Here is a 12,729-nt window from a genome sequence, read left to right as displayed (position 1 = left end):
AGAAGGTGGCGGCGCCTTGACAGGCACCGCCACCTTCCATCACCGGGCCGCTATTTTCCGGGCACCTCGGCCAGCTCCGGTTCCCGAACCGGAGCATTCACCGTTGACGGTCCCAGCATCCGCACGGCAGCCGCAGCGATCAGGACTACGGCGCCGACGCCGAGGTAGAGCTGGACCGGGGTCCACGCCGCATCCAGGAGGGCACCGGTAATCATCGGGGCGACAATTGCACCGATGCGCCCAATGCCGATTGCCCATCCCACGCCGGTGCTGCGCGCCCCGGTTGCGTAGAGCGATGGAGTGATCGTGTAGAGGCCGGCGATGCAGCCGTTGATGAGCATGCCCACGGCGACGCCGGCGGCGAAGGCCAGGGCCAGCACGCCGGCGGAGCTAATGAACAGGACCATGGACACCGCGGAAAGGGCCGCGAAGCCGGTGAATACGCCCCGGCTGCTCCACTTCGTCGCCAGCACCCCGTAGAGAATGGAGCCGAAGGTACCGCCCAAGGTCAACATCAGGCCGCCGACGACGCCTTGCTGTTCCGTCATGCCTGCTTCAACCAGCAGCCTCGGGGTCCAGCTGTTGACGAAGTAGAAGCCGAACATCGTGGCGAAGAATGCCAGCCAGATCAGCAGCGTGGCACGGCGGTTTGCCGGCGTGAGCAGGTCACCGACCGTGTTGCGGCTCCTGGCCGAGTTGCCCGGTCCGGCACCAAGCCTACCTGCCTGAACTTCGGCCAGGACGCCTACCGGGGGCTGGCCGATGCGGCGGGCGATTCGGTTGAGCCGCTCCACGACGTTGCGCGGACGCCTGGTCAACAGGAAGTCCACGGATTCGGGCAGCAGTGCGGCCAGCAGCGCCAGCGCCGCGGCAGTGGCGATCCCGCCAAAGACGAAGACCGAGCGCCACCCGTAGCTGCTCTGCAGCGACACAGCCGCCATGCCGCCCAAGGTGGCGCCGACACCGTAGCCAGCGGTGTAGATGCCGATGCTCAAGCCGCGCCAGCGGTCGGAGGAGTACTCACTGGCAATCACGTTGGTGCAGGCCAGGATGCCGCCTACGCCCAGGCCCGTGACCACGCGCCACAGCCCGAGCTCAACCGGCGAATGGGCCAGCGAGGACAGGAACATACCGGCGGCGGCCAGCGCCACGGAAGCCAGGATCATCGGCCGCCGGCCCACGATGTCGGCGAACGGCGCCAGCACGAGGGAACCGACCGCCATCCCTACCAGGCCGGCGCTCAGGAGCAGCCCGAGTTCGGCGCCGCTCAGCGCGAAATCATTGGTTACACTGGTGGCCGTGAAGGCCATGGCCATGACGTCGAACCCGTCGAGGGCATTCAGCAGGACACAGAGTCCGACAATGAGCCATTGATAGGGCGACATCCTCGAACGGTTGATGCTGTCACGCAGTTCCATTGGTGTTTCAGTCTTTCGGTGGCTTGTGTGCAGTAGTGGTCAAGGCTCAGGAGACGTCGATGGTGACGACGGCGGGCCCGCGGGACGGGTCGGCGTCGGCCCTGGCCCCGGTTTCGGTGGTGACGGCACGGGAGACGCAGCAGCACATCTTCGCGGCGGAGCGCTGCTGGCGCTCGCTGTAGAAGACGTCGCGGTGGTCGATGGTGCCGGCCAGGTCCAGGATGCGCACCTCGCAGAGTCCGCACTCGCCCTTGCGGCAGTCGAACATCATGTCCACGCCGGCGTCCTCGAGCGCCTCGAGCATGGACCGGCCCTGTCCGACCTTGGCCTCCACGCCCAGGCGCGGGATGCGGACCAGGAATTCCTCCGGGTCGTACCAGCCGGAGTTGCCGAAGGTCTCGTAGCGCAGGTTGGGCGCCTCCAGTTCGCGTTCGGTCCAGGCCCGGCGGACCGCGTCCATGAGCCGGATCGGCCCGCACATGTACAGCTCGGTGGCCAGATCCAGCCCCGCCACGAGGCCGGCCACGTCCAGGATGCCGTCCTCCTCGTCCACATGGACCACCAGCCGCTCCCCGTGCAGCTCGCGCAGCTGGTCCAGGTAGGCCATGGCCGTCCGGTTCCGGCCGGCATAGACCAGCGTGTAGTCCGCCTTGACGTTGCGCAGCACCGAGGCCATGTTCATGATCGCGGTGATCCCGATGCCGCCAGCCAGCAGCACGTAGCGTTCGGCCCCGACGCGCAGCGGGAAGTTCTGCAGCGGCTGGGTGATGCGCAGGCTGTCCCCGGCTTTCAGGGTGTGCATAAAGACGGACCCGCCGCGGGAGGCCGGGGCCTTGAAGACGCTGATGACCAGGCGGGTGCCGTCCTCGCTGGATTCGACCACCGAGTAGGAGCGCTTCTGCTGCTCGCCGTCGATGGTGACCATCAGGTCGATGTGTGATCCCGGGTCGGCCTTCTTCGGCATCGACGGCGCCAGTTCGATCCGGACGATGTCCGCGGCGACGTCGGCCACGGCCAGGACGCTGGCCGACTGCCAGACTTCGGTGTTGGTTGCTGCCATGGTGTTCCCCTCAGGTTTCCCGGCCGCCTACAGCGCCGCCGCCAGGCGGCCTTCGGCCACCAGCATCCGCTCGATCAGCCGGCGCACCCACATGCCGCCGGCGTCGATGTTCAGGCTGTAGAACTCGTAGTCCGGGTTGGCGTCGATAGCCTCCTGCTGGGCCTTGAGCATGGCCTCATCCTCGCCGAAGACGCCGTGGACGCCGTTGCGCAGCTGAGTGGTGATCAGCTGGCTGTCCAGGCAGTAGTTGCGCATGAAGGCCCAGAAGTAGTGGCAGGTCTTGTCCGTCTCCGGGCTGATGGTGTTCATGACGTAGCCGTTGACGCCCTGGCTACGGTCCCCCTCGGGGGCGCCGGTGCCGGCCTTGGCGACGCCGACGTCGATGCGGATGGTCGACGGCGCCTCGAAGTGGATGATCTGCCAGCGGTCCACCTTGCCCTCGAAGCCGGGGAACTTGTCCCGCATGTTCTTGAGCCAGAAGGGCGGGGCGTCGATATTGAGCATCCAGCGCGTAACCGTGACCGTGTTGCCGTCGTGGCTGACCACGAAGTCGGATTCGCTCAGTTCGTCCTGGCCGATGGACGAGGAGTGCACGAATTCCTCGTGGGTCAGGTCCATCAGGTTATCCAGGACCAGCTGGTAGTTGCACGGGGCGTAGATGGTTTCGCCGTCGCCGGCCCACTCCGGGTGGTCCATCTGGTGCATGTCCGGAACGAGGTCCGGGTCCGCCTTCGCCGGGTCGCCAAGCCAGACCCAGACGAAGCGGTGGCGCTCCACCACCGGGAAGGACGGCACGACGGCGGAGGGATTGATGGTCTCCTGCGCCGGCATGGAGGTGCAGCGGCCGGCCGAGTTGTAGCGGATGCCGTGGTACGGGCACTGGATCTCGTCCCGGCCCACCACCTTGCCCATGGACAGCGGGGCCAGCCGGTGCCAGCAGGCATCCGCAAGGGCCACGGCCTTGCCGTCCTCGGTGCGGTAGAGCGCCAGCGGCCGGTTGGCGATCTTCCGGGCCAGCGGCTTGCGGGTGACCTCATGGTCCCAGCCGGCCACATACCAGGCGTTCAGAGGATGGCCAAGGGTCTTGTTGGTGGTGGTGCTGCGGGTCTGGACTGCTGTCACGGTTGTTCCTTCCCAAGTGCAGGACTGCCGGCGGTGCCGGCGGCGGAAAGCTGGGTTCACTAACTATCTATGCACATAGTTAGTGTGTTCAGTCACAGATTATCTATCGATATAGTGATTGGCAACACTTCTCTGCCGGCTGTTGCCGCACCGGACCTTGGGAGCTCCGCATGAGCCTGCGCGCCGCGCTCCTGGCGCTGCTGACCGTCGAGCCGATGACGGGCTACGACCTGTACAAGCAGTTCGAGTCCTCCGTCGGCTACGTCTGGCATGCCCCGGACTCGCAGATCTATCCCGAGCTGCGCAAGATGGAGAAGGACGGGCTGCTGGTAGGCAGAGAAGTGCCCTGGGGCCAGCGAGGGCGCAAGACCGAGTACCACGTGACCGAGGCAGGCATCGCCGCGTTCCGGGACTGGATGAACTCAACCCTTGAGTACAGCCGCGAGCGGGACCCGATGCACCTGAAGGCGGCCTACCTGGAATGGGCCGAACCGGAAGCGGCCCGCCGCCAGCTGCACGCCCACGAGGAGCATTACCAGGCGCGCAAGGCACAGTGGGAGGAGAAGATCCGCGAGATCGACACGGGCAACAGCGAGATGCTCAACCGCCGGCTGGCCACCCTGCCGGCAGGCGAGCACCGGGCAGCCACGGCGTTCAAGCGGTTCACCTACCAAGGGCTGGTGGCCCGGGCGGAGCAGGAGATCCAGTGGGCCCGACAGGGGCTGGCCCTGGTGGATGAGCTGTACGAAGATTGGGGTGCTCCCGCAGTGTCGGCTCCGCCGCCACAGCGGGACCCTCGCACCCCACTCTAGGGGTGCTCCCGCAGTGTCGGCTCCGCCGCCACAGCGGGACCCTCACACCCCACTCTAAGAGGTGCGTTCGTAAACCCAGGGCAGGCGGGTCATGACCAGCCGGTTCCGGCCCGACGGCGGCGCCTGCCCCGGCTCGTAGTCGGCGTCGCCGGACCAGGTAATGATCCGGGCTCCGCCGGCATCGTCCAACATCCGGCTGCGGAAAACTGCGGGCCGGCTCCGCCGGGCCTGGGCCAGCACCGCGTCCACCGAGGCGGCCTGCAGCAGCCCGTGCAGCGTCACCCAGGTGGGCGGCATCAGCAGCAACTCTCCCTCGCCGTGCCGGCGCAGCACCTCCCGAGGCGTGAGCCAGGCGTGGGCCACATGTTCGCCGGGGTTCAGCACGACAGTGCCGTCCGAGGCCTGGCCGACGAAGAACCAGGTGTGGAAGCGCCGGGGTGCCTGGGCCGGCGGAATCCAGCAGGACAGTTCCACGAGTGCGGCCGGATCCAGCTCCAGGCCGGTCTCTTCCCGGACCTCCCGCACGCCCGCCCGGCGCGCGGCCGGCAGCTCGCGCTCCCCCGCGCCGGTGCCGTTGCCGGCACTGCCGTCCGCGGGAGCGCCGTCGTCATAGTCTTCCGGATCCACCCTGCCGCCGGGGAAAACCCAGGCGCCGGCGAAGGACCCGGTGTCGCGCGGCCGCTCCAGCAGCAGCACCTCGGGTCCCTCCGGGGCGTCGCGGAGCAGGACCACCGTAGCGGCAGCGTCCATCGCGGGCATTGTTCCTCCGTCCTGCACAGGCAGATATCCGTCCCGTCGACCGTACCGCGGATCCACGTCCCCGGTCCGCAAAAGCCGGAAAGGAAACGCCTGCCAATGCCATCCGGTTTTTCCATTGTGTTTCCCATGGTGGGGCTCTGGCGCCCCGGGGTGGTGATGTGCAAGGGTGGCGCATGGCCATGTGGATCGGCTGGATCGAATTCGACCTGCTCCTGGGGGACGTCCGCTCGCTGAAGGAAAAGCGTTCGGTGGTGCGTCCCGTCATTGCCGAGGTCCGCAAGCGCTTCGACGTTTCGGTGGCCGAGGTGGGCCATCAGGACCTGTACCGGCGGGCGGCCATCGGCGTCGGGCTGGTCGGTGCCGACCGCGCGCACCTGGTGGAGGTGCTCGACGCCGTCGAAGGCTACGTGGCGTACCGCCCGGGCGTGGACCTGCTGGGGGCCCGGCGCCGGCTCCTTTCCTCGGAGGACTAACGCCGGCTGCAGACCGGTCCAAGATCTTCACAAGATCACCCGAGCATCCTTGCATCGTGGGGGCTCCTCCCCGCGGAAATCCTCTGGAGTGCCAAGCTCCGTTCACGAAAGGATGCGTGATGAGGAAAAAGCTCCGCATCACCCGGGCAGCCATGGCCCGATCACCCGAAGGGCGCAGCAGGATGCGACCAGGACTGATCGCCGGAGGCACCGCCGTCGCCCTTGTTGCAGGCGGTGCCTCCATGGTCGTTGCCGCCAACCCGCCCACGGGCCCGGGCAACATTGAAATCTTCACCAAGCGGGACATGGTCGCCATCGAAGGCTACGCGGCCCAGACCGGCCAGAATGCCACCATCAAGGTCACGCGCGGGGATAACCTGATCGGCATCGCCCGCGGCGTCGTCGACGACACCGGCTTCCTCGAGGTGAACCACCCCGGCGGCGTCTGCTGGGACGTGGTGACCCCGAACATCCAGGGCACCGACGAGGTCACCGTGGAGTTCGACGATGGCAGCAGCGACGGTGCGATCGCGGGCACCGCTGTCATTACCTCGGTGGAGACCAACGACGAGGCCACACCGGAAGCCGGCGACGCCGAGCACCAGGTTGTCATCAAGGGCACCTACGGCGAAGGCGTGGATACGGCACGCATGCAGGTCGAAATCGTCAACCCCGACATGCGCGACACCAACATCGGCGAGCGTGCCCTCGGCTGGCCCACGGATGAAGCTCCCACCACCTACACGGTGGACGGCTCGGCCGACAACGGGGAATTCACCGTCACCTACGGTTTCTTCTCCGAGGAAGAGCGCGATACCGCCTTCGCCGGGGATCCCTCCGTGGCCAGTTGGCAGGCAGAGCCCGTGGGCATTGAGGCGCAGCTGGGCCTGACCATCTCCGAGTTCAAGGAGATTGACGGACCCGGCTTCGGCGGCTGTCCGGCAGGCCCCTCAGGCCAGGCTCCGAACCAGCCAGGCAATGTGTTTGCCAGCGCAGCCGGCAACGGCAGCATCAAGGCCACCTGGAGCCCGGCCACGGTTCCGGCGGACGCACCGGCCGTCACCGGCTACCAGCTCATTGCCGAGGACACGGAACTGGGCCAGGAGGTCAGCGTCAAGGTGGGCGCGGAAGCCACCTCCGCCACCCTCCGCGGCCTGGTCAACGGCCAGGCCTACCCAATCAAGGTCGTGGCCTTGAACGGCCAGTCCAGTGCGCCGGCCAGCGGCGGCAGCGTCATGGTCAGCGCGGACGCGCCAGGCGAACCCACTGCTCCCGCGGCGGCAACCGACGTGGAGGTCCGGGACGGCGAGCTCGCCGGAACGGCCACGGTCAGCTGGACGCCGGCATCGGCCAACGGTACTCCGGTCACCGGCTACCGGGTTGAGGCAATGTCCGGGGACACGGTCGCCGACTCCACCGAGGCCGGGCCGGGAGCCACTTCCGCCACGCTTGAGGAACTGACCCCCGGCACCGAGTACGGCTTCGTGGTGACGGCCTTGAGCGCGGCCGGCGAAACGGCCAGCCCTGCTGCGACGTACACCCTTGCCGCACCGGTACTGGAGGCGCCGTCGGCGCCGAACGTGGTCCGGGTCCTTCCCGGCAACGGCAGCGCCACGGTGGAATGGCAGCCGTCCACGGCAGCCAATACGCCGATCACCGGCTACAAGCTGACCGCCACGCCGGCAGCCGGGGACCCGGTCTCCACGACCACCGACGCCGCGGGCAGGAGTGCCGTGCTGACCGGGCTCACCAACGGCACCACCTACACGCTGAACCTGGTTGCCACCAGTGCCGGCGGTGACAGCCCGGCAGCCACCTTCGGGTCCGGGGCGTCCTCGACCGTGACTCCGGCCGATCAGCTGACGGCCACGGCCGAGTACCGCTCCGACCGGCGCGAATGGCGGATCGGCGGCAGTGCCAGCGTGACCACCGGCAACACGGTGACGGCGAAGAACTCGACGGGGGCTACCATCGGCTCCGCCACGGTCGCCGCCGACGGCAGCTGGACCATCCGGACCAGGAACTCGGGCGCGGCCTACACGACGAGGATCACCATCACGTCCTCCGCCGGAGGCTCCGTGACGGTGGCTGCCACCAGGCGGTAAGGATTGGGGCGCTCCCGCTGTGTCGGCTCCGCCGCCCGTTCGTAGCCTGCCCCGCACGCTTCGCGCACGGCGACCCCTGGCCGCTCACTTGCGGGGCCCTCGCGCCCCACTCCAGGGGCGCTCCTGTCCCTGACAACGCGGGTCCCGCCTTCACTGAAGGCGGGACCCGCTGCCGTGATCAGCCGGCTTAGCGGCCGAGCAGGCGCACGTGGTCCGGATTCAGGTCCGCCACCTTGTTCACGCCGAGCAGGCGCATGGTCAGCGCCGCCTCGGTGCGCAGGATGTCGATCGCCCGGTCCACCCCGGCGCGGCCGCCGGCCATCAGCCCGTACAGGTAAGCCCGGCCGACCAGCGTGAAATCGGCGCCGAGGGCCAGCGCAGCCACGATGTCCCCGCCGCTCATGATGCCCGTATCCAGCATGATCGCTGTCCTGCCCTTCAGCGCCGCCGCCACATCCGGCAGCAGGTGCAGCGGCACCGGCGCCCGGTCCAGCTGCCGGCCGCCATGGTTGGAAAGCACAATCCCGTCCGCGCCGTGGTCCACCACTCGCTTGGCGTCGTCGACGGTCTGGATGCCCTTGACCACCAGCTTTCCCTTCCAGGTGCTGCGCAGCCAGTCCAGGTCCTGGAAGCTCAGGGTCGGGTCGAACATGGAATTGATCAGCTCGGTGACCGTGCCGGAGTAGCGGGAAAGATTCGCGAAGGACAGCGGCTCGTGGGTCAGGAAATTGAACCACCAGGCCGGACGGTAGGAGGCATCCAGCAGTGTCTTCAGCGTCAGCGCCGGCGGGATGGTCATGCCGTTGCGCACGTCGCGCAGCCGTGCCCCGCCCACGGGTGTGTCCACGGTGACCATCATCGTGTCCACACCGGCCTTGGCGGCCCGGTCGACCAGGGCCAGCGACCGCTCGCGGTCCGTCCACAGGTACAGCTGGAACCAGTTCCGGCCAGTGGGTGCGGCAGCGGTGACGTCCTCGATGGAGGCAGTGCCCATGGTGGAGAGGGTGTAGGGGATGCCTGCCGCCGCGGCGGCCCGGGATCCGGCGTACTCGCCCTCCGACTGCATCATCCGGGTGAAGCCGGTGGGCGCGATGCCAAAGGGCAGGGCCGCGGACTTGCCCAGGATGTCGGTGCGCAGGTCCACGTCCTTGACGTTGCGCAGGATGCCGGGCCGGAATTCCAGGTCCAGGAAGGCCTGGCGGGCCCGGGCCAGGGTGATCTCCGCTTCGGCCGCGCCGTCGGTGTAGTCGAAGGGCGCCTTGGGCGTGCGGCGCTTGGCGATCGTCCGCAAGTCGCCGATGGTGTTGGCCCGGCGCAGCCTGGCCGCCGTCCCGATGGCCGGTTTCTTGAACTGCATCAGCGGGGCCAGTTCCGCCGGCTTCGGCACCCGGCGCCTCAGGGCCGGCGGCAGGTAGGGGTCGGGGCTTGTGCTCATGGAACCTCGCTCGGTTGGCATCTCGGTTACCGTTAGGTGGAGACGCAGCACACATTACCGGAGGACACCGTGACCACTTCCCCCGCCACCGAGAACTTCGGAAGCGTCGAGGAGCTTATCCGCCACCGCTACTCCTTCGACAAGTCGTCCCAGCATCTGGGCATCGAGGTGGTCGAGGCCGAGGAAGGCCGCGTGGTCATGGCGATGGACGTCCAGGAGTCCATGCTGAACGGCCACCACATCCTGCATGGCGGCTACCTGTTCACCCTGGGCGACACCTGCTTCGCCTTCGTGTGCGAATCGATGGGGGCTCCCTCGGTATCCCGGCAGGCGGAAATCACCTATATTGCCCCTGGCGGTGCCGGTGCCCGGCTGGTGGCCACCGGCATCGAACGCACGCGCTTTGGCCGCAACAACATCGTGGACATCAGCATCCACGACCAGGACGGCCAGCACCTGGCCGAAATGCGGGTCTTCGGGGTCCTGGTGCCCAAGAAATAGGCACTGGCAGTCCGCCGATGCGGATCTTAGGCTAGGGGCAGGAACCGTCTTACGAGCGAAGGGTCCCCGCCATGGCCAACGTTCCGCTGATCAGGCTGAACAACGGCGTCGCCATTCCGCAGCTTGGCTTCGGCGTGGGCCGGGTGCCGCCGGAGGAAACCCAGCGGACGGTGGAGGCCGCCCTGGAGGCCGGCTACCGGCACATTGATACCGCGGCCGCCTATCGCAACGAGGCGGGGGTCGGTGCCGCAGTCAGGGCCAGCGGCCTGCCGCGGCAGGAAGTCTTCATCACCACCAAGCTGCGCAACGGCGAGCAGCGCACCGCGCGCCGGGCGTTCGAAAACAGCCTGCGCGAGCTCGGCCTGGACTATGTGGACCTGTACCTGATCCACTGGCCGGTGCCGGCGCAGAACCTGTACGTGCACGCCTGGCACGAGCTGGAGCAGATCGTCGATGAAGGCCTGGCGCGGGCCGTGGGGGTTGCGAACTTCCTGCCCGAGCATCTGGCCACGCTGCTGGCGGCGGCGGACACGGTGCCGGCCGAGAACCAGATCGAGCTGCATCCGAGCCTGCAGCAGCATGCGGTAGCGGAGTGGAGCAGGGAACACGGCATCGCCGTGGAGGCCTACAGCCCGCTCGGCCGCGGCGCCGACCTGGCTGCCGCGGCCGTGACCGCCCTGGCGGCCAGGCACGGGGCCACACCGGCGCAGATCGTCCTCGCCTGGGAGCTGGCCCAGGGCTACATGGCCATCCCGAAGACGGTCAGCCGGGAGCGGATGGCCGAGAACCTGGCCGCCGTCGACATCCGGCTCAGTGCGGAGGAGATCGAGGCCGTGACCGGGCTCGAAGCCGGCAACCGGCTCGGGTCCGATCCGGCAACGCTGAACGTCAGCCAGCTGTAACGGCTGCCCGGCCGGCTGCCCGTCAGGCCACGGGTGCCGCCAGGCCCGCACCAGCAGCGCGTCCAGCCTGGTGAAGGAGCTTTCCCAGCCCTCGTGCGTCTGGTCCCTGAAGCCGGCCCCACCGGGCCGAACCAGGCGCTGAGCTGGCCAGGGTCGATGAAGGCCTTGAAGACCAGCTCGCGCGGTTCCTGAATGCTCCATCGCCGCACCGGGAGCTGTGGGGGAACGGGCCGGATATGGCTATTGCGGAAAAGTACTGTACAGTTGAGCGCGTAGTTGTTGTGTTGCGCATTTGATTTTTAGCAACAGGATCCTTCACCGAAGGGCTTGTGCTTCTCTGAACGGCGGTCAAGAACACCGCTGCAAACGGACCGCGAAAACCGCGGCCGGGATAAGAGCTTCAGAAGGAGCACAAAATGGCAACTGGAACCGTGAAGTGGTTTAACTCCGAAAAGGGCTTCGGCTTCATTGCGCCCGACGACGGCAGCGCCGATGTCTTCGCCCACTACTCCGCCATCGAGTCCAACGGCGGCTACCGTGAACTGCGCGAAGAGCAGAAGGTGGAGTTCGAGGTCACCCAGGGCCCGAAGGGCCTGCAGGCTGCCAACATCCGCGGCCTCTAAAACATCATGAAGGGCCTTGTGCCCTGACCTGATCGGCGACGCGGGCCGGTCCCTTTGCGAACAGGGACCGGCCCGCGTTTGCGTCTGCACTCCCGCTGGCTTCCGGACGGCGTTCCGGGGCACACTGGTTGCATGCCCGGAGTGAATGCAGCCGCCATGGACAGTGTCAGCGAGAGTGCCGCCGAGGTGCTCGGTGGACTTATGCTGCTGGGTGGCACGGTCCTGCTGGTTTTCGGCATGGCCGCGGTCCTGTCCACCTGGCTGGTGGTCCGCCGGATCAAACGTTCCCGCCGGCTCCGCAACGGGTGGCGGCAGGGCCGGCTCACCGTCCGGTCCCTGGCTGCCGACGACGCCGGACGGCGGCTGGCCCGGCTGCGCCTGATGCTGCACCGCTCGGCCGAGGCGACGGAACGGACCCTCGCCGCGGCCGGCACGCATGGCCGGCCAGCCGGCGACCTGCCGGCGGTCGCCGCCACCCTGGCCCGGGCCGAGCGCACGCTGGACGAACAACTGCGGCTGGCCGAACGCGAACCCGACCCGGCGCTGAAGAGGATCCTGGCCGGCAGGCTGGACGAGCAGGTCCGGCGCGCGGCAGCACTGGCCGCTGAACTGCGGCAGACGCTGCTGCTGGCCGGCGACTCGATCGGCGACGCGCAGCTCGAACGTGCCAGCCGGCACCTTGCCCTTGAGGCCGACGCCCTGCGGACCTGGAACCACAGCTATACCGCCCGAACCGGTGCGCGGGCCGCCACCGTCCGCCGGTACGCGGAAGAACAGTAAGGACAGGACAGCGGGCCTGCCATGTCCATCCGCCGCCGTTTCAGCGCCATCTTCCGTTCCACCCGCACCGACGCTGCGGAGGTCCCGGATCCCCTGCAGCGCCTTGACGCCAGCTACCAGCAGCAGCTGGACCTGCTGGAGTCGGCCCGGCGGAGTACCGCCGACGTCGCCGCCAACCGCCGCCGCGTCCAGCTGCTGGCCGAGCAGGCCGCCGCCGAGGCGGAGTCGCTCAACCGCCAGGCCGCAGCCGCCGTCGCCGCCGGGGACGACGACGCCGCCCGCGAGGCACTGCGGGGCGCACTCGCCGCGGGCAAGCGGCAGGAGGCACTCGGCGCCAGGCAGGGGGCGCTCGAGGTGCAGCTGCGCGGTCTGGAGCAGACGCTGGGGCGGCTGGAGCAGCGCATCGAGGAGGCCCGGCTGCACTATCTGGCGCTCAAGGCCGACCACGGGGCCGCTCAGGCAGCGCTGGGCATGCAGGAAGCACTGCGCGCCTCCGGGCAGGAAGCGGCCGATGCCCGCTCGGCCAGCGCGGCTGCCGAGCGGGAGATCCGGCAGCTTCGGGCACTGGCCGAGGCGCGCGAAGAGCTGTCCTGGTCCGACCCGCACTCGCCCCTGGTTCGCGAAGCCTTCGAGGAACTCGAGACCAGGCTGACGGCCGACGCGGAACTGTCGCGGCTGAAGGCGCGGATGGATCCGCCCGGGGGCGGGACCGGAACGGACGGGCGCGTCGAATGAACGT

The 12,729-nt window shown here is 68.5% G+C and carries 13 protein-coding genes; 8 read left to right on the top strand and 5 right to left on the bottom strand.

The genetic code is table 11. The features are described 5' to 3' along the window. Positions 1-50: 50 nt before the first annotated feature. From HGG74_RS09205 to HGG74_RS09195, 3 genes are all read right to left on the bottom strand, one after another. Positions 51-1,385: an MFS transporter gene (locus HGG74_RS09205; protein ID WP_246262781.1), complete on the bottom strand. Its 1,335-nt coding sequence runs from the start codon at positions 1,383-1,385 to the stop codon at positions 51-53. 79 nt (positions 1,386-1,464) lie between these two features. Beyond that, complete coding sequence (locus HGG74_RS09200; protein WP_168486058.1) at positions 1,465-2,478, bottom strand: PDR/VanB family oxidoreductase; 1,014 nt, start codon at positions 2,476-2,478, stop codon at positions 1,465-1,467. A 27-nt stretch (positions 2,479-2,505) separates the two neighbouring features. Next, positions 2,506-3,600 carry an aromatic ring-hydroxylating oxygenase subunit alpha gene (locus tag HGG74_RS09195; protein WP_168486057.1) on the bottom strand — a complete coding sequence of 365 codons (1,095 nt, stop codon included), beginning with the start codon at positions 3,598-3,600 and terminating at the stop codon, positions 2,506-2,508. 170 nt (positions 3,601-3,770) lie between these two features. Here HGG74_RS09195 and HGG74_RS09190 point away from each other — a divergent pair, with 170 nt between their 5' ends. Then, the gene (locus tag HGG74_RS09190) at positions 3,771-4,412 is read left to right on the top strand and encodes a PadR family transcriptional regulator (RefSeq protein WP_168486056.1); all 642 of its coding nucleotides are present in this window, start codon (positions 3,771-3,773) and stop codon (positions 4,410-4,412) included. 54 nt (positions 4,413-4,466) lie between these two features. Here HGG74_RS09190 and HGG74_RS09185 read toward each other — a convergent pair whose 3' ends face one another. Continuing rightward, the gene (locus HGG74_RS09185) at positions 4,467-5,162 is read right to left on the bottom strand and encodes an NUDIX hydrolase (RefSeq protein ID WP_205761645.1); all 696 of its coding nucleotides are present in this window, start codon (positions 5,160-5,162) and stop codon (positions 4,467-4,469) included. A 188-nt stretch (positions 5,163-5,350) separates the two neighbouring features. On the opposite strand from HGG74_RS09185, the gene HGG74_RS09180 reads away from it, so the two are divergent. Beyond that, on the top strand, positions 5,351-5,644 hold the full coding sequence (locus HGG74_RS09180; RefSeq protein ID WP_168486176.1) for a DUF503 domain-containing protein: 294 nt from the start codon (positions 5,351-5,353) through the stop codon (positions 5,642-5,644). Between the two features lie 119 nt (positions 5,645-5,763). Next, the gene (locus HGG74_RS09175) at positions 5,764-7,749 is read left to right on the top strand and encodes a fibronectin type III domain-containing protein (RefSeq protein WP_168486054.1); all 1,986 of its coding nucleotides are present in this window, start codon (positions 5,764-5,766) and stop codon (positions 7,747-7,749) included. A gap of 187 nt (positions 7,750-7,936) precedes the next feature. Here HGG74_RS09175 and HGG74_RS09170 read toward each other — a convergent pair whose 3' ends face one another. Further along, positions 7,937-9,184 (bottom strand): alpha-hydroxy acid oxidase, encoded by a 1,248-nt coding sequence (locus tag HGG74_RS09170; RefSeq protein WP_168486053.1) that lies wholly within the window; start codon positions 9,182-9,184, stop codon positions 7,937-7,939. Positions 9,185-9,253: 69 nt separating this feature from the next. Here HGG74_RS09170 and HGG74_RS09165 point away from each other — a divergent pair, with 69 nt between their 5' ends. From HGG74_RS09165 to HGG74_RS09145, 5 genes are all read left to right on the top strand, one after another. Continuing rightward, positions 9,254-9,685, top strand: a complete 432-nt coding sequence (locus tag HGG74_RS09165) for a hotdog fold thioesterase (protein WP_205761644.1) — start codon at positions 9,254-9,256, stop codon at positions 9,683-9,685. A 71-nt stretch (positions 9,686-9,756) separates the two neighbouring features. After that, positions 9,757-10,587 (top strand): aldo/keto reductase, encoded by an 831-nt coding sequence (locus HGG74_RS09160; protein WP_168486052.1) that lies wholly within the window; start codon positions 9,757-9,759, stop codon positions 10,585-10,587. 416 nt (positions 10,588-11,003) lie between these two features. Next, entirely contained in the window at positions 11,004-11,210 is a 207-nt protein-coding gene (locus HGG74_RS09155; protein WP_168486051.1) for a cold-shock protein, read from the top strand. 132 nt (positions 11,211-11,342) lie between these two features. Next, a complete protein-coding gene (locus HGG74_RS09150) occupies positions 11,343-11,990 on the top strand; it encodes a hypothetical protein (RefSeq protein WP_168486050.1) in 648 nt (215 codons plus the stop codon). 21 nt (positions 11,991-12,011) lie between these two features. Beyond that, on the top strand, positions 12,012-12,725 hold the full coding sequence (locus tag HGG74_RS09145; RefSeq protein ID WP_168486049.1) for a PspA/IM30 family protein: 714 nt from the start codon (positions 12,012-12,014) through the stop codon (positions 12,723-12,725). Positions 12,726-12,729: the final 4 nt, after the last annotated feature.

The sequence above is a fragment of the Arthrobacter mobilis genome, from assembly GCF_012395835.1.
Lineage (GTDB): Bacteria > Actinomycetota > Actinomycetes > Actinomycetales > Micrococcaceae > Crystallibacter > Crystallibacter mobilis.
Note: the sequence above shows the minus strand (reverse complement) of the source record. Positions and strands in the feature narration are given on the sequence as shown.